Origin of the sequence: Streptomyces xantholiticus (assembly GCF_014651015.1) — a bacterium.
GTDB lineage: Bacteria > Actinomycetota > Actinomycetes > Streptomycetales > Streptomycetaceae > Streptomyces > Streptomyces xantholiticus.
Genome location: NZ_BMWB01000021.1, coordinates 125,067 through 141,211 on the forward strand (window position 1 = coordinate 125,067; position 16,145 = coordinate 141,211).

14 protein-coding genes are annotated in these 16,145 nt (G+C 69.6%); 6 read left to right on the forward strand and 8 right to left on the reverse strand.

The window, feature by feature from the left end:
- The first annotated feature begins 329 nt into the window (after positions 1-329).
- Positions 330-2,303 (forward strand): sensor histidine kinase, encoded by a 1,974-nt coding sequence (locus IE198_RS26440; RefSeq protein ID WP_229834340.1) that lies wholly within the window; start codon positions 330-332, stop codon positions 2,301-2,303.
- Positions 2,300-2,719: a roadblock/LC7 domain-containing protein gene (locus IE198_RS26445; RefSeq protein ID WP_189890878.1), complete on the forward strand. Its 420-nt coding sequence runs from the start codon at positions 2,300-2,302 to the stop codon at positions 2,717-2,719. The genes IE198_RS26440 and IE198_RS26445 overlap by 4 nt, the downstream gene beginning before the upstream one ends.
- Positions 2,720-3,711: 992 nt before the next feature.
- On the opposite strand, the gene IE198_RS26450 is transcribed toward IE198_RS26445, so the two are convergent.
- Both IE198_RS26450 and IE198_RS26455 read right to left on the reverse strand, forming a co-directional pair.
- Positions 3,712-4,491 (reverse strand): thioesterase II family protein, encoded by a 780-nt coding sequence (locus tag IE198_RS26450; protein ID WP_189890880.1) that lies wholly within the window; start codon positions 4,489-4,491, stop codon positions 3,712-3,714.
- Between the two features lie 5 nt (positions 4,492-4,496).
- Positions 4,497-6,092 (reverse strand): FAD-dependent monooxygenase, encoded by a 1,596-nt coding sequence (locus IE198_RS26455; RefSeq protein WP_189890882.1) that lies wholly within the window; start codon positions 6,090-6,092, stop codon positions 4,497-4,499.
- A gap of 220 nt (positions 6,093-6,312) precedes the next feature.
- Here IE198_RS26455 and IE198_RS26460 point away from each other — a divergent pair, with 220 nt between their 5' ends.
- Complete coding sequence (locus IE198_RS26460) at positions 6,313-6,978, forward strand: response regulator transcription factor (protein WP_229834342.1); 666 nt, start codon at positions 6,313-6,315, stop codon at positions 6,976-6,978.
- A gap of 18 nt (positions 6,979-6,996) precedes the next feature.
- Here the strand turns inward: IE198_RS26460 and IE198_RS26465 are convergent, their stop codons facing one another.
- Genes IE198_RS26465 through IE198_RS26475 form a run of 3 tightly spaced genes read right to left on the reverse strand, consistent with a single transcriptional unit; the run spans position 6,997 to position 9,654 of the window.
- On the reverse strand, positions 6,997-8,160 hold the full coding sequence (locus tag IE198_RS26465) for a beta-ketoacyl synthase N-terminal-like domain-containing protein (RefSeq protein ID WP_189890884.1): 1,164 nt from the start codon (positions 8,158-8,160) through the stop codon (positions 6,997-6,999).
- Positions 8,157-9,380, reverse strand: coding sequence for a beta-ketoacyl-[acyl-carrier-protein] synthase family protein (locus IE198_RS26470; protein ID WP_189890887.1), 1,224 nt, complete (start codon positions 9,378-9,380; stop codon positions 8,157-8,159). The genes IE198_RS26465 and IE198_RS26470 overlap by 4 nt, the downstream gene beginning before the upstream one ends.
- Positions 9,373-9,654: an acyl carrier protein gene (locus tag IE198_RS26475; protein WP_189890889.1), complete on the reverse strand. Its 282-nt coding sequence runs from the start codon at positions 9,652-9,654 to the stop codon at positions 9,373-9,375. The genes IE198_RS26470 and IE198_RS26475 overlap by 8 nt, the downstream gene beginning before the upstream one ends.
- Before the next feature lie 245 nt (positions 9,655-9,899).
- Between IE198_RS26475 and IE198_RS26480 the strand changes: the two genes are divergently transcribed.
- Genes IE198_RS26480 through IE198_RS26490 form a run of 3 tightly spaced genes read left to right on the forward strand, consistent with a single transcriptional unit; the run spans position 9,900 to position 12,252 of the window.
- The gene (locus IE198_RS26480) at positions 9,900-10,856 is read left to right on the forward strand and encodes a ScbA/BarX family gamma-butyrolactone biosynthesis protein (RefSeq protein ID WP_506417282.1); all 957 of its coding nucleotides are present in this window, start codon (positions 9,900-9,902) and stop codon (positions 10,854-10,856) included.
- A complete protein-coding gene (locus tag IE198_RS26485; RefSeq protein ID WP_189890893.1) occupies positions 10,853-11,545 on the forward strand; it encodes an HAD family hydrolase in 693 nt (230 codons plus the stop codon). Before IE198_RS26480 ends, IE198_RS26485 begins: the two co-directional genes overlap by 4 nt.
- Positions 11,546-11,550: 5 nt before the next feature.
- Positions 11,551-12,252, forward strand: coding sequence for an SDR family oxidoreductase (locus IE198_RS26490; RefSeq protein ID WP_189890895.1), 702 nt, complete (start codon positions 11,551-11,553; stop codon positions 12,250-12,252).
- Positions 12,253-12,323: 71 nt separating this feature from the next.
- Here IE198_RS26490 and IE198_RS26495 read toward each other — a convergent pair whose 3' ends face one another.
- From IE198_RS26495 to IE198_RS26505, 3 genes are all read right to left on the reverse strand, one after another.
- Positions 12,324-13,910 (reverse strand): MFS transporter, encoded by a 1,587-nt coding sequence (locus tag IE198_RS26495; protein WP_189890897.1) that lies wholly within the window; start codon positions 13,908-13,910, stop codon positions 12,324-12,326.
- Between the two features lie 142 nt (positions 13,911-14,052).
- Entirely contained in the window at positions 14,053-15,354 is a 1,302-nt protein-coding gene (locus tag IE198_RS26500) for an alpha/beta fold hydrolase (protein WP_189890899.1), read from the reverse strand.
- 403 nt (positions 15,355-15,757) lie between these two features.
- Entirely contained in the window at positions 15,758-16,144 is a 387-nt protein-coding gene (locus IE198_RS26505; protein ID WP_308426859.1) for an NAD(P)H-binding protein, read from the reverse strand.
- Position 16,145: the final 1 nt, after the last annotated feature.

Here is a 16,145-nt window from a genome sequence, read left to right on the forward strand (position 1 = left end):
CGAACGGGGCCGTATCGGGCCGGCGCTCCGCGAGCGCCCACCGTGGGAGCGGCGCCCAAGGGGCCTGGGCTCCCAGCCTCCTGGCCCGCGGCGTGAGGGTGGCGCAACCGAACTTCCCACGTTGCCTAACAGCCGGGAAACCGCCCGGTACGGCGATTGGACTAGCTTCGTGACGTATGAGGGCGTGGGAGCCGGTACGTCAGCTGCTCGGCAGGCTTGGCGCAATCGGCAGGGACAGGTCGGACAAGGGCGTTTCAGCGCGCCGTCACGGTGGCCGAACGGCTCCCGGTCGTCGGCCTGTGACCGGCTGGCGCAGTATCCGGGGCCGGGTGGCGGTGGTCATCACCGTCCCGATCTGCCTGCTGCTTGCGGTGGCCGGTCTCGCCGTGCAGGACCGCGCCGAGGCCCTCGGTGACGCCCGGACGACCCGTACCGAGGTCGGCCTCAGCCTGCGAGTCCAGGGCCTCGTGCACCAGCTGCAACGCGAACGCGGTCTGACCAGCGGCCTGTTGGGCGGCGAGAAGGAGTTCCGCCCAACGCTGGCCGCTACGCGCAAGCGCGTCGACACGGCCCTGCGTGAAATGCGCCGTGACAGCGCCGTCGAGCGTGTCGTCCGACGCCACTTGGGGCGCCTCGCCGCCATCCGCACCGCTGCCGACACGGGCACCGCCGACAGGGCCGGCACCTTCGCCTTCTACACCACGGCCGTCGACGCCCTCAACGCCGTCGACCCCGTGGCGGAGACCGCAACCGGTGCCGACCGGCAACTGCGCGACGGTCTCACGGCGTTGAGGGAGCTGGCTGCGGCCAAGGAATCCGTCGCTCTCGAACGCGGACTTCTCAACGGCGTGTTCGCCGAAGGCGCCTTCCAGGGCCGCGAGTACCTCGCCTTCACCGAGGTGCGCGCCACGCGCGTCGCCGCCCTGGCCCGCTTCCGGCAGGTGGCCACCGCAACCCAGCTCGCGGCTCTGAAGCACGCCTTCGCAACCGAGGACGCCAAACGCGCCACCGCGTACGAGAATCGGGCGGAGGACGCCGCCGACGGCCCCGTACCGCATGCCGACGCCGGCACCTGGTGGGACGCGATGACCGTACTCGTCGACGATCTGTACGCCGTGCAGCAGTCGGTCGGTCACGATGCGCGGGATCGGGCCGACCGGCTCAGCCACGACGCCGAGACGGACCTCGCCGCCTACCTCGTCGCGGGAACGCTCATGACCGCGCTCGTCGCGGGCCTCGCCGCTTTCGCCTCCCGTTCCCTCACGCGCCCGCTCGGCGCGCTCGCCGAGGCCGCCCACAACGTGGCGCGGCACCGGCTGCCCACGACCGTCGCCCGTATCCAGCAGTCCCCACAGGACCATGCGGAGCTCCTCCTGGCGGTGGACGCCCCGGACAACCCCGATGCGCAGTTGTTGCGCGGCACGGCGGAGATCGCCGAGGTCGCAGCTTCCCTGCACCAGGTGGAACACACCGCCCTCCGCCTCGCCGCCGAGCAGGCCGGACTGCGCCGCACCACCACCGAATCGCTCGCCAATCTCGGCCGCCGCAACCAGAACCTCGTGCGTCGTCAGCTCAGGCTCATCACCAGGCTGGAACGACAGGAACTCGACCCGGACGCCCTGGCCGAGCTCTTCGAGCTCGACCACCTCGCCACCCGTATGCGGCGCAACGCCGAAAACCTGCTGGTCCTGGCGGGGCAGAATCCACCGCAGCCCACGGCAGCACCGGCCGGCGGCCTGGAAGTCGTCCAGTCCGCCGTCGCCGAGGTCGAGCAGTACCGGCGGGTACTGATCGCGACCGTGGAGCCGGTGCGGCTGCGCGGGCACGCCGTCGCCGATGTCGCCCACCTCCTTGCCGAACTCATCGAGAACGGCCTGACTTTCTCGCCACCGACCGAACCGGTCGAGGTGCACGGCTGGTACGACACCGAGGACGACACGTACTGCTTCGCCGTCGTCGACCACGGCGTCGGCATGTCCCGGGCCGACAAGGAACGTGCCCACGCCCGCTTCTCCGACTCCGGGGAGGAGGCCCTCATCGCCACTCCCACCCGATTCCTCGGCCACCTCGTCGTCGGTCGACTCGCCCACCGCCTCGGGGAAGGCACCCGAGTCCACCTGTTCGACACCACCGGCGGCGGCCTGTCCGCGCTCCTCGCGCTCCCCGGGCGCCTGCTCGCCCCCGCGGAGAACCCCTCCGCCTCACCCCCGCCCGCCCGGCCCGCTGTCTCCTCCCTGCTCAACGGCTTCAGAGCAGGTGTCGCTCATGCCGAAGCCCGAACCACTCAAGGAGCGTCATCGTGACCACCGCCGTCCATAGTTTCGGCTGGCTCATCTCGGAGTTCGTACGCACCGCCGACGGCGTCACCGACGCCGTCGCCGTCTCCTCCGACGGCCTGCTCATGGCAGCCTCGGACAGCCTCGGCCGAGATCGGGCCGATCACCTCGCCGCCATCGTCTCCGGCATCACCAGCCTCGCCCAGAACGCTGCGACGGCACACGGCTTCCACGGCATGAAACTCGTCATGATCGAAATGTTCGGCGGCTTCCTCATGGTCGGTCGTATCCGCGACGGAAGCTGCCTCGGCGTCCTGGCCGCCGAGGGGTGCGACGTCGGCCTGGTCGGCTACGAAATGACCGTGCTCGCCGACCGCGCAGGCGAACTGCTCACGCCTCAGTTGGTACGCGAACTCCACTGCGCGCCCGTGGCTGCGGGATAGTCGCGGCACGATCGGGCCCACCCGAGTTGCTCAGGATGGGCATGAGCCAGGCGAGCACGGTCGGTGCGCCGCCGACCGGGAGAACGCCTCTCACGCTCGTCCGTGCACATCACGCGATGCAACTTGCCGACTGTGCACGGGGCGTGCGCGCCACGGCGCGGCTCGCCCATGACTCGCGAAATCGGAGCATGCGGAAAACCGGGTCAGCTGCTGTTTTTCGGGCACCATATGCGCGCCACCGCTTCCTGGGAAAAGGCTCCGACCCGCGCATTCCATGCACAGCCGACAAAGGCCCTCCGCGCGCATGCCCCGAGGCAGACAAAACAAAGAAACCGCAGGTCAAATCGTTGACCTGCGGTTTCCCATGGAGCCGCCTTCGGGATTCGAACCCGAGACCTACGCATTACGAGCCCGATAGGGATCGTGCCGGGCTGCGCATGCGGTCGCACGAGATCCCATCCCATATCAGAGCGCATGTCGCAATCCTGCTTATCGCGCCCGTGTTGCACCGTCCAACGGCGTCCGCGCTCCCCTTGCGGTCCCGGCATGTATTTGAGCGGACAGTCCGTCGTCCAGACCGTACTGGTACGGCTTGTCGAGGTCACACAAGCGCGAGAACTCCCCACCAGGGAGGGCGTCGTGACCAAATCCCCCGCATGCTCGGCAGACGCCGCCTGGCGGCACACCCTCGTCCCGGACCGAGAGGGCCTCGCACGGCGCTCAGCGGACTCACCGAATGGCTCGCCGCACCCAAAGCCGAGGGCGTCCGTGTCGTCACCAACGCATCGCCGCAGCCAGCCTGCACGGCCACACGTACGCCCTCACCGCCGTAGTGACCGCCACCGCATTCACCCAGGACAGGTCGCACTCGCGGACACCGCAAGGCTCTGTTTCCTTGAGACCCGACTGGCCAGGCGTCGTCCGCCCCGCAGCCCGGTCTCACGTGGAACCGGCGCGTGCCGTGGTCCTCCGGGAGCGGCTCAGCCGCCGCCTCACCGGCCCCGTCGGAGGCACAGGCGGATGTCGTTCACCATCTGGTCGATGAGGGATTCGACGGCGTTGCGGAAGTAGAAGTGACCTCCGATGTGGGTGCGCACGCCGAGGAACCCCTCCGTGCACGCCTCCCAGGCGCGCACCGCCCGAGGTCCGGCCAGGTTGTCGAACTCGCCGCAGAACGCGGTGATCGGGGTGCCCAGGCGTGGCCGTGGTTCGGGCGTCCAGGTAGCGATCATGTCAATGTCGCTGCGCAGGGCCGGCTCGATGAGGGCCCATAGGGCGTCATTGCCCAGGATGCTCTGTTGCAGCCCGCCGAGCTCGGCGGTCATGGCGCGTAGGTCCTCGCTGGTCGGTGGCCGTCGGGCGGGGCCACTCGGGAGCTGCTGGGGTCCGCTGTGCGCGGAGACCCCGAGCCACACGGGGTTGGGCAGCCCCTGTCGGCGCATCACATGAGCCAGTTCGTAGCAGACGAGGGCGCCCATGCTGTGCCCGAACAGCGCCAGGGGGCGGTCGCCCAGCGGGGCCAGTGCGTCGGCGAGGCGGTGGCAGAAGCGCGTGACCGTCTCGCCGCCGACCGTGGGGGCGCCGGTTCGGCGGGAGGCGACCCAGACCTCCCAGCGGGTGGGGAAGTGCTGGACCCACGAGCGGTATTCGCGATGCGAGCCGCCTGCGTGGTGCATGAGGAGCACACGGGCCTCGGGGTCGGCGACGGGCCGGGGACAGTGCACGAGCGTGTCGTGGGATCCTCCCCCGGCGTTCTGCGGCAGGAGCGGCATGTACCTCACTGGCCGTCTGCCTCGCTTCCGCCTCCGGGACGGACGAGAGCCGTGACCGCCTCGCGGATGCGCGGATCGTCGAACCGGCAGGCGAGCGCGATGATGCCGTCGGGCCGCACGAGGACCATGCTCGGACGGTCGGCGCCCACCGAGGAGTGCGCGGCACCCATCGGGTCGTGCAGTTCACCGCGGTCCGCTGAGAGCGGTGCGCCGCGAGCGACCAGGACGGTGTGGAGCCGGTCGGCGTCCGGGCCGAGGGCGGTCCGTGCCTTGGTGAGCAGGCGGCGGGCCGAGGCGAGGTGGGCGGGTTTGTTCCGGTCGGCGGCGAAAGCGTACAGGGTGGGCGTGTGCAGGCTCAGCGCGTCGCGTAGCCAGCCGGTGGCCAGGGGCGCGTCGGGCAGGCGCATGCCGGGGCGGACCGGCCCGATGCCGGACTGTTCGCTCGGGTAGGCGTTGCTCAACTGGGCGAGCCTGCTCGGCACCTGACGGTCCAGGAAGCCGACGCGCTCGGCAACCCCGAGCAGTAGGTCGCGTACGACGGCCCGCCAACCGGTCAGCGTCCACATCCGCTGCTGCCGGTCGGTGTCGGCCACCACGATGCCTGCCATGTGCTCGCGTTCGCGCGCCCACTGCTCCAGGCTTTCGGCGGGCAGGGTCCGCTGCTGGACGCGGGCGAGCCTCCAGCCCAGGGCGTGGGCGTCCTCGATGCCGGTGTTGAGGCCCTGTGCACCGACGGGGCTGTTGATGTGGGCAGCGTCGCCGAGGATCAGGATCCGGCCGGACTTGAAGCGTTCGGCCTTCCTGCGGTGGACGCGGAAGTCGCCGGTCTTCTGAGGGCCGACGAGTCGCAGTGGCACCGGGCAGCGTTCGTCGGCGGCCCGCTGGACGAAGGCGACCGGGTCGTCCACCTCGAGGTGAGCGGGGGCGCTGGCGACCACCCGATAGTGCCCACCGGGCAGTCCGAGAACGGTGATCACCCCCTTGTCGGTCATGAAGTGGTGTGCCTCGTCGTGCGCGAGGCCGGTGTCGCAGGTCCCGTCGGTGAGGACGAATTTCAGTTCGTACGGGGCTCCAGGGAAGGGCACGTCCATGAGTTCGCGCACCTTGCTGTGCGCCCCGTCGCAGCCGATGAGCCAGGGTGTCCATTCCTTCCAGGTGCGGCCTTCGGAGCGCAGGACCACCTCGACGCCGGCCTGCGCCGTCCGGTGGCCGACGACCTCGACGCCGTACTCGACCTTGCCGCCCAGTTGCTCGAAGCGATCCCGGACGGCGCGCTCGGTGTCCTGCTGGGGGATCGACACGGGGGAGGTGAAACGGGAACCGGGAAGGTGCTCGAAGTTGATGCGGGCCTTGCGCCGCCCGCCGGAGTAGTAGACCTGACCGTGGATCTCGATGGAGCGGTCCGCGATGTCCTCGCCGACACCGAGGCGGTCGAGTATCTCCAGCGACCGCGGCCAGAGGACCAGGGCCCTGGAGTGCGGGTGCGGCCGCTCCACGCGGTCCACGACCCGGACGGGCACTTCGCGCAGGAGGAGTTCGACACCGAGCGTCAGGCCGGTCGGGCCCGCGCCCGCGATGACGACACCGGATTGCTCACTCATTCTCATCTTTATACGCCCCCTATAACTATTCCCGAAAACCAGCCCGCACTTGCCGATGGCCGATTCTTTGCGGTCTCTGAATAAACACGCTCCCCCGCCGTCCGCAACGTGACCCCGCTCACAGGGAAAACCCTGAGCCTTGGGTATGGTGACAACCACGGGGGTTCAGTGATGCACCCTTTTCGAGTTCTCAGTAAGTTACCCGAAAAGGATCAACGTTTTGAATTCGAATGGGACCATTCACATACTTGTCGCCGACGACCATGTACTTCTACGCGAAGCACTCTGCGACGTCCTGGAAATCAACCCGGACTTCAAGGTCGTGGCGCAGTGCGGCGATGCCGAGCAGGCTGTGGCGCGCTCAGCGGAGGAACGGCCCGATGTCGCCGTACTCGACGTGGAGATGCCGGGCAACGATTCTGTGGCGACCATCCGGCGCATGCGCGCGGTGTCGCCCGATACCAGAATCGTCATACTGACCATGCATGCCGATCACCGACTCGTACAGCAGTTGTTCCGCGAGGGGATTCGCGGATTTCTGCACAAGAGCATCAGCCGGCACGCTCTGACGTCGGCGATCCGCAGCATTCACGCGGACCCGGACCGAGTAGTTCTGTCCATGGCGAAGGAACACCTGGGACTTGACGTCCCCCCGGTGGCGGCCACGCTGTCCGATCGCGAGGTCGAGATACTGAGCCTGGTGGCGACGGCCATGACGAACCGCCAGATTGCCAGTCGCCTCGCGATCGCCGAAGGGACGGTCAAGCTGCATCTGCACAACGTCTTCCGTAAGTTGAACGCGGTGTCACGTATCGACGCGGTCAACAAAGCCTCGGCCGCATCGCTGATCGACTGGCCCGCCACGAGTCGCGGCGCTGCGCGATGACGTGGTCGCGGCCCGTCCTCACGCCCGTTCGCGCACCACGAGGCATCCGAGGTTGCCGTCCGGAGCCAGTGACGTCACGAGGCCGGTACGCCTTTCGGCGGCAGGCTCCGCCTGCCACAGCGCCAGGAGTGCGGCCAGCTGAAACGCACCGTGGGCGCTGTACAGCTCGCCCAGGAAGTCCCCGATCCGCACCTGCCGCTCCGGTACCGAGCCGAGCGCTGCGGCCAGCGCCCGCTGCTCGATGTGCCGCAGCCCGGTGTAGTGGGCCGCGCCGGGGGCGACCACGCTCACGTCCCCGGGAGCGACGGCACTGCGGTGGAGCGCGCGACTGATCACGTCGGTCAGCCCCTGCACCTGGCGGCCCCGGTGGGCAGGGGCGCCGTAGTAGGCGACCTCGCAGGCGAGGAGGTTGGCGCCAAGAGGCGGCGCGGCGTCGGTCGCCGGTCCGCCGTGCACCATGGAGCCGTCGGCCGGCTCAGCACATTCCTCGTTCTGCGCCGACACCGCGAACACCGCCGCCCCCTCACCGATCCGGGTGCCCGGCCGCAGGCTGCCGCCATGCTGCCATGCCCAGGCAGTCTGCGGGCTGAGCTCCTCCACGCCGCCAACCAGCAGGCGCCGAGCCCGACCACTGCCCAGGGCGTTGTGGGCATAACGGAAGGCGAAGAGGCTGGAGAGCTGGCCGCCGGCCACCGTGGCGTTGACCCCGCGAAGCTGGTTGCGGATGGCCACCTGACCGGAACAGCAGTTCATCACCGTATTCGGGAAATGCCCGGCGTTGACCAGGTAGGGCCGCTCCCGGACCAGGGTGTCGCGGCAGAACTCGGCGCTGCTGCGAACACTGCCCGTGCTGGTGGCCATGACCACCCCGGTATCGGTGTTCCCGGTGCCGTCGGCGGCGTACGAGTGCAGAGCCTCGCCACACGCGACCAGGCCGAGCTTCGTCGTACGGTCGAGATGGCGCAGCCCCTTGCGGCCGAGGAGCCCGGCGAAGTCCGGGTCGGGGACGGGGCGCAGCGGGAGATCGGGGTACTCACCGGGGCTGGGGTCCGGGAGGGGAGCGTCGGACAGCTTCCCGGTGATGAGGGCCTCAGCCAGGGCAGTTAGGCCGAGGCCGGCGGCGGAGACCACCCCGGCGCTGGTGATGGTGAGCGGCCGCACGGCCGGTGCCGACGTCGTCATACGACCCTCCCCATGATGGTGATGGCGTTGTTTCCGCCGAAGGCGAATCCGTGGTTCTGGGCCACCTTCGGTTGCGCGGGCCGGGCCACGTTCGGCACGCAGTCCACGCCGGGGCCGAGAGCCGGGTCGGTCAGCTCGACGTTTGCGGTGGGCGGCAGGAACCCCTCCGCAAGCGCCTTGCAGCACACCAGCGCTCCGAAGCCGCTCGCCGCACCCATCGTGTGGCCGATCATCGACTTGATGGAGCTGATGGGCGGCATGGCACTCCCGAACACCTCCCGCACAGCAGCCACTTCCGTCGCGTCGTTGGTGGGCGTGCCGGTCCCGTGGGCACAGATGTAGTCCACATCGTCGGACGTGATGCCGGCGCTGTCGTGGGCGGCGCGGATGCAGGCGGAGATACTGTGCGGGTCGGGGTGGACCATGTGCTTGGCATCGCAGTTCACCGCGTACCCGAGGACCTCGGCGTAGATGCGCGCACCGCGCTCGACCGCGTGGTCGAGGGTCTCCAGCAGCAGCGCCACTCCGCCCTCGGCGGTGATGATGCCGGAGCGGCCGGCGTCGAAGGGGCGGCACACGGACTCGGCCAGGGCGCCGAGCCGGTAGAAACCGGCGTGCGTGTAGCGGTTCACCGAGTCGGCTCCGCCAGCCAGCATGAAGTCCGCCTCACCGCTGCGCACAAGGTCATAGGCGTAGCCCAGGGCGTAGTTGCTGGCGGAGCAGGCGGTGGGGATTGTCTGCGCGTCACCGGTCAGGCTTAGCTCGTAGTTGACCGCGCCCGCGATACGGCTGGCCGGCAGCTGCCCCACCAGGCGCGGGTCGAGACCCTTCAGTCCCCGGGTCGTCCACTGTTCGGTCAGGCTCTGCACGACGGTCGACTCTCCGCTGGTGGTGCCCATGATGGAGCCGGCTGCCGAGCGCGACAGCTCTTCGGGGTCGAGGGCGGAGTCGGTGACGGCGAGGCGGGCGGCGGCCGCGGCGAGCTGACTGCTGCGCCCCCACGCGTCGGGCCGTACGTGGTCGAGCAGCGAACCGGGGTCGAAGTCCGGGACCTCACCGGCATACACGTGCGGGAAGCCGGTCGTGTCGAAGCTGCGGACGGGGCTGACCCCGCTGCGGCCCGCCCGAATGGCGGCGGTGAAGTCGTCCGCCCCGATGCCCAGGCTGCTGACCGCGCCGAGGCCGGTCACCACGACCCGGCGGTCGGACGGCTCAGGCATCGATGGGCTCCCCCGCGTAACGGGCCACGATCGCCTGCGTAGCCCGGATGTCGACCATGTTGTTCATCTCTTCCTGAGGAACGGACACATGCAGTTCCCGCTCTATGCGCGCGAATACCTGGATGAGGGAAAGCGAATCAGCCGCGTAGCCGTCGACGAAGCTGGTGGAATCATCGACCTCGCTCGACTCAAGTTCGAGCTCCTCCGCAACAATGCTGCGGATCAGTTCGAGCTGCTTGCTCGGGTTGGTGACCGCCATTCCGTTCTGCGCCATTTCTCGATCCTCCCTCGTTTTCTGCGAACACCATGAAGGTATGCGGTTGTCGACCCGCGGCGAAAGGCCTCCTCCCCGCAAGAGCTAGCGGTCATATATCGAAGGTTATAGCCGCCCATTACTTGCGAGATACGGGCCGCTTGTGCACGTCACTCGCGTGTTTCACTGCGCTCACCAGCCCATAAAATGGACAGCGAGGAGGCGACGTGTCCCAAAGACTCGCCGGTCGGAAACCGGCGACGGATGTGCAATTCAGCCGCACGGTGGAGAGGGCTCTCGTGCACCGTGCCGCCGTGGCCGAAGTCTTCGTGACCGACATGCGGAAAGTGGGCGAGGACCGCTACCTTGCCGGAGCACAGCTGCCCCTGTCGCACGCCTACTACAGCGATCACCGGCAGACGCCACGGCTCTTCGACCCACTGCTGCTACTGGAGGCAAGCCGACAGGCCGCCGTATACGGCGCCCACACCCACCTCGGCATCCCGCTGAGCACCTCGTTCCTGGTCAACTCCTTGTCCGTCGTCTTCAACGACGCGACGGCGCTGCGCATGGGCGGCCACCCCGGGGAACTGCACCTGGCGACGAGCTACCCCGCCGTACGCCGTCGGGGCGACGAGTTCCGCGCGGTGGGCGTCAGCCAGGACCTGTACCTGGACGGGCGCCCTTCGGGGCGGGTGACGATGAGCGTGAGCTCGATGTCTCCCAAGCAGTACCGGGCCCTGCGCTATCTGCAGCGCGACAGCGAGCCGCCCACGACCGAGCGGGCCCCGCTGACGGCCGGGGTGGCGGCTGCGGCCGCCGCGGTGGCTCGGGAGAGCGCGCTAAACGTCGTCGTCAGCCGGCCCGTCCCGGAGGGCGAGGAGGTTCGGGCAGCGCTCGTGCCCCGGTACGACAACCGCAGTCTGTTCGACCACACCTACGACCACGTCCCCGCGATGGTGCTGGCGGAAGGCGCCCGCCAGCTCGCGCTCCTGGCCGTCGCCGACACCGGGGTCCCGGTGGAACGGACTTGGATATCCGATTGCTCGGCACGGTTCCTGCGGTTCGCGGAGCTCGATCAGCCTGTGCTGCTGAGCGCACCCCGCCGTCCCGCGGCCGAGGCAGGTTTCCACCAGGTCCCGGTACGCCTGCGCCACCACGACACCGAGATCGCCGAGATCTCCGTAACCGTCGCGACCCTCCCCGAGGAGGGGATGTCATGAGTGAGGTCCGAGCGGTCTGGAGCGACTTCGGTGGTGTTCTCACCCCGCCCCTTGACGTGACGATGGCCGACTTCTGCCGGCGGGTACACGTGCCCCCTGCTGTCCTGCGCCAGGCCATGCACAGGGTCGCGGAGGGCTACGGGACGGACGTCATGGCTCCGCTGGACACGCCCCTGGTGTCCGAGGACGAGTGGTGCCGGCAGGTCGAGGCGGTTCTGCACGAGGAGCACGGCATCGCCGCCGACCTGACCGGCTTCGCCGAGAAGTGGTTCACGAACCGGGACACCAACGAGCCCTGGCTGGCCACGCTGCGGGAGCTGCGCGAGCGGGGCGTGTTCGTGGGGCTGCTCTCCAACATGGTCCCGAGCTGGGACTGGTACTGGCGGCGCATGGTGCCGCCGACGCTCTTCGCCGGGATCGTCCTCTCCTTCGAGGTCGGCCGCCGCAAGCCCGAGCCGGGCATCTACGACTACGCAGCCCTCACGGCGGGCGTCGCTCCCGACGAGTGCGTGCTGGTCGACGACCTGGCGGACAACTGCTCGGGAGCCCGCGCCGCGGGTTGGAAGGCCGTGCACTTCACGGACACGGTGTCCGCGGCTCGTGAGCTGGAGGAGCTGCTGACCGTGCCAGGCTCCGTTCCGGTTTCTCCCGTCCCCGCGACTTCAGTCCCCGTGATCTCGGATAGGTAGGACCCATGCGTTCCGTACTGGTAACCGGTGGCAACCGGGGCATCGGGCTGGCGATCGCTCGTTCCCTCGCCGCACGCGGCGACAGGGTGGCCGTCACCCACCGCAGCGGCGAGCCCCCCGAGGGCCTCTTGGGAGTTCGCTGCGACGTCACCGACGAGAAGTCGGTGGAGGAGGCGTTCGCCCGAGTGGAAGAGGTGCAGGGGCCGGTGGACATCGCTGTGGCCAACGCCGGGATCACCAACGACGGGCTGGCCCTGGCCATGTCGGACGAGGACTTCGGCCGGGTGATCAACACCAACCTCATGGGTGCGTTCCGAGTGGCTCGCAGGGCTGCCGCGCGGATGGCGACGGCCCGTTGGGGCCGCCTGCTCTTCGTCGCCTCCACGGTCGGCATGGCCGGCTCGCCCGGCCAGGCGAACTACGCGGCGTCCAAGTCCGCGCTGATCGGCCTCGCCCGCTCGATGGCCTGGGAGCTGGGCCGCCGCAATGTCACCGTCAATGTGCTGGCGCCGGGTCTGATCGAAACCGACATGATCACGCATGTCTCCGACAAGCGCCGAGCGGAGCTGATCCGGGAGACCGCCCTGCGCCGGGTCGGCACGGCGGAAGAGGTGGCGCGGGTCGCGGACTTCCTCACCAGCGACGCGTCGAGTTTCATGACGGGCGCGGTCATTCCGGTGGGCGGCGGACACGGCATGGGCCACTGACCCTCGCCCGGTACGACGGTGGCGGGCACCCCTCCACAGGGGCGCCCGCCACCGTCGCAAAGTCACTGGCTTCAGGACGTGACCTGCTCTCGCTGCTCGGCCGTGGGCTTCTCAGCCGTGGCCTCCCCCGGGGCCGGCCGCTCCGCAAGCAGGAACCACGCGGCGACGGTGGCGACGGCGCACAGGGCGGCCACCGACCACAGCATGAGGTGCATGGCATCGGTGTGCCCCTGGGCCAGGAAGTCGATGAACGTTGCCCTGTCGGCGGCCGACACCGAGTCGGCCGCGTCCGCCGCGTTGCCGCTGGCCACGCTGTCGGCGAGCCCGTTGACGCTGCTGTCCGTCTGCGCCTGGAACTTCGCGAAACCGCCGGACAGGCTGTCGCGGATCAAAGTCACCAGCACACCGCCCATCGCGGCGATGGCCACCGCTTCACCGGCCAGGCGCATGGTGTTGAACATGCCCGCCGCCATACCCGCCCGCGCGGGCGGCACGGAGGAGATCGCCGCGCCGTCCATGAGTCCGGACGACAGGCCCTGTCCCACTCCGATCGTCACCATCGGGCCGATGAGAGCGCCCCATCCCATGCCCGGCTCGATCACCGTCAGCCAGGCCACACCGGCCGTTGTGACCAGCAGGCTCAGGGTGAGCAGGATCCTGGACGACATCCCCCACTGCAGGAACTTGGAGGCAAGCAGCGGCACCACCAGGACTGGACCGGTCAGCAGCAGCATGGCCAGTCCGGCCTCGCCGCTCGACCGGCCGTTCGCACCGATCAGGTACGAGGGCATCAGCACGACGAAGCCGACGAAGCCGAAGGAGAAGATCACCGGCAGCATGCACAGGGCGACGAAGCGCGATTGCCGGAAGAGGGACACGTCGAACATCGGCCGGGCATGCCGCCGTTCGGCCCCGACGAACGCCCCGATCAGGACGAGGAACACCACCAGCAGCCCCACCATGGCCGGGCTCGTCCAGCCAATCCGCGCCCCCTCGGCCACCGCCACGGTCAGTACGAACAGCGCGCTGGTGAACGTACCGGTACCCACCCAGTCCACGCTCTTCGCCTCGGGGTCGCGGGACTCGGGCATGAACCGCAGCATGGCCAGCACGACGACCGCGATGAAAAGTTGGGACAGGAAGATGCCGCGCCAGCCGGACAGGCTGATGATCCAGCCGGAGGACGTCGGGCCGATGGCGAGACCGGCTCCGATCACGACGCCGGTGACCGCGAAGGCCCGGTTGCGCGCCTCGCCGTCGAAGGCCGTGGCGATGATCGCCGTACCCGCCGTGATCAGCGACGCCGAGCCGACCCCGGCCAGCGCCCGCGCGACATCGAGCAGATAGATGTTCTGGGCGAGCGCACAGGCCAGCGAGCTGGCACCGAACAGACCGGCGCCGAGGGCGAACATACGGCGGCGGCCGACGATGTCGGCCAGCGAACCGGCGGCCAGCATGAAGCTCGCCGCGGTCACGTTGTAGCCGTTGACGGCCCACTGCAACGGACCGATGTCGGCGTGAAGCGAGCGGCTGATCGCCGGCAGGGCCACCGACGTGCCGCTCAACGACACCGGAACCATCAGGACGGCGAGACAGACGGCCAGCAGGATCAGGCCACGCCGTGGCGGGGCCGTGACGGCGTTCGGGAGGGTACTCATCAGTGATTCATCTCCATGACGATGGGGACGGCATGGGCCGAGTGGGGAGAGAAGACGGCCATGCACAACCGTCCGGCGCCGGCCCGCGGGGGATTCGAACCGGCACCGGACGGGGCCTCGGTGCCCGGACTGAGCCGAAGGGTCAGCCGGCGAAGAGCTCCTTCAAGAAGGCGACGGCCGTGCTCAGGGCCGTGTTGTGCTCGGCGGCGGCGTACACCAGGTCCTGGTGGGTCAGCTCCACGTCGGTGTGGGCACGGACGTACGGGATCTTCGTGCTGGTGCCGAGTTCCTCGGCGGCCGAGGCGACGGTCCCGTTCGTCAGCCCGCTGCCGAAGGCGTACAGCGGCACGTCGATGTCGGCGGTGTGGAACAGGCGGAGTCCGAGGAGCCGCGTCACCTCGTTGTCAGTGAAGTCGTTGCCTGCGACGTAGTCGAGCATGACCCGGTTGAGCGCGTACCAGACGAAGGCACCGGATGGCCGCCCGGCGTGTGCCTCGGCGACGCGAAGCAGCGGCGTCGGCCCCTCGTCGGCCCAGTCGCCGGCCGCGTCCAGGCGGCCGGACTGCACCGCGTACCCGGGGTGCCCGACTTCCGTGCAGACCAGCTTGCCGAAGAGCCCGGCGTTGGTCAGCGGACCGTCGGTGGCGTAGCCGGCGGGCAGCTTGGGCTGGAGTACCGCGGGTCCGTGCGGGTCGTTGAGGGCGTGGCGGGCGGCCAGGTGGTACCAGAGCGCGGCGTCCTCGGGCTGCTCTCCGACGCGTACGGCGAGGCTGGTCGCGTTCTCGAAGACGGCGCCCTGCTCGATCTGTCCGAGCCATGCCTTCGCCGCATCGACGTTCAGCGCGAACTCCATGCCGGCGCCCTTGAACGCGTCGCGCACACCGCCGTCGAACTGCATCAGGCCCGCGAGGTCCGCATGGCCCGGCTGCCCGTCGAAGTCCCAGGCCGCGTAGTGCGCGACCGCGGCGCCCCCGACGGAGTGACCGCCCAGGACGACCTGCCGGCGACCGCCGTCACGGGCCTTGAGGACGACGCTGCGGACGTCTTCGAGCAGGACGCCGAGGCCCCAGGAGGCCGCGAACGGCGCCGATGCGCCGTCCTGTCGGACATAACGGCCGTCCAGGTAATAGGAGTCCTGGTTCGCCTGGTCCGCGTAGTGAGTGAGGTCGGCGAGGTTCTGCTCGCGCCTGTCGATCGCCCAGACCTCGAGGCCGGGCACGGCGGACACCAGCTCACGTGCCAGGGTGAGAAAACCGGCCGCGGCGCCCTCGCGACCGCCCAACATGACCAGCACACGCGGGGCGTCGGCTGGGCCGACCTTGAGCACCTTCACATGCTGGACGTCCTCGGGCCCCGCGGCCCGCGCACCCGCAACGACCTCCACCGTCTCGCGGCCGGGACGGGCGGGCTGGGCGACCGCCGGGTTGGTCTCTTCGATGGACATGGGTCTCCGTTCTCAACAGTGGATCTCCCGGGAACGTCTCCAGCCTGTCGGCGGGCGGATGACACAACCAGAGGTGCGATCCGCCTAGGCAGATCACGACCAGGCTCGGGTGCGCGCATGGTGGTAGGGCCGGCCTGCCCGGAAAGCACGAGGTCACGGCTACCAGGTGGGCAGCCGTGACCATGGTGGAAATGCCTTGTCGGAAAGATGGGCACGTGAGCCGCACGGGCCGGGCGCCTCGATCAGCTGCCGGAAGTGCCTCAGCCGGCCGTCAGCGAGGCCAGCGCCGCATCGACGGGCAGCCGCCCCGAGACGACGTCGAAAGCCCGATGGGCCGTGGCGGCCTGCTCCAGGCAGGCCACGACAACGGCTGCCAGGTCGTCGCGTGCGATGCTGCCGTCACTCAGCGCCGCCCCACCCGGATACGCCCCTTGCCTGGCCGGTCGTGCAGACCACCGGGCCGCACACCACGGTAGGGCGGCGGTGCTTGCTCGGCCCGGTCGGCCGGCATCGCGGAGACCCGCACGAACCGCCGTACATCCGCCGTCTGCGCGGCCCGGACGGCGGCAATCACGCCGTCCCGGTCGACGGCGAGCAGCTCCGGGGAGGTCAGGTCGGACACACCCGCCGCGTTGACGACGGCCTCGCTGCCCGCGAACGCGGCGGCGAGCGGCGGCACGCCCGCGATGAGATCGCCTTGGACGGCCTCCCCCGTTATGTTTTTCGCGGTCCTGCAAGAGGGCCGCTGGCCTCCGGGCCCGGCATGACTTTTGCCCCCTGTCGAACGGATG

Excerpts from the sequence above, each read along its gene's own strand:
- IE198_RS26450 (WP_189890880.1), bottom strand. The coding sequence starts at position 4,491 with ATGCCGCTCCTGCCGCAGAACGCCGGGGGAGGATCCCACGACACGCTC.
- IE198_RS26455 (WP_189890882.1), bottom strand. The coding sequence starts at position 6,092 with ATGAGTGAGCAATCCGGTGTCGTCATCGCGGGCGCGGGCCCGACCGGC.
- IE198_RS26465 (WP_189890884.1), bottom strand. The coding sequence starts at position 8,160 with ATGACGACGTCGGCACCGGCCGTGCGGCCGCTCACCATCACCAGCGCC.
- IE198_RS26470 (WP_189890887.1), bottom strand. The coding sequence starts at position 9,380 with ATGCCTGAGCCGTCCGACCGCCGGGTCGTGGTGACCGGCCTCGGCGCG.
- IE198_RS26475 (WP_189890889.1), bottom strand. The coding sequence starts at position 9,654 with ATGGCGCAGAACGGAATGGCGGTCACCAACCCGAGCAAGCAGCTCGAA.
- IE198_RS26485 (WP_189890893.1), top strand. The coding sequence starts at position 10,853 with ATGAGTGAGGTCCGAGCGGTCTGGAGCGACTTCGGTGGTGTTCTCACC.
- IE198_RS26490 (WP_189890895.1), top strand. The coding sequence starts at position 11,551 with ATGCGTTCCGTACTGGTAACCGGTGGCAACCGGGGCATCGGGCTGGCG.
- IE198_RS26495 (WP_189890897.1), bottom strand. The coding sequence starts at position 13,910 with ATGAGTACCCTCCCGAACGCCGTCACGGCCCCGCCACGGCGTGGCCTG.
- IE198_RS26500 (WP_189890899.1), bottom strand. The coding sequence starts at position 15,354 with ATGTCCATCGAAGAGACCAACCCGGCGGTCGCCCAGCCCGCCCGTCCC.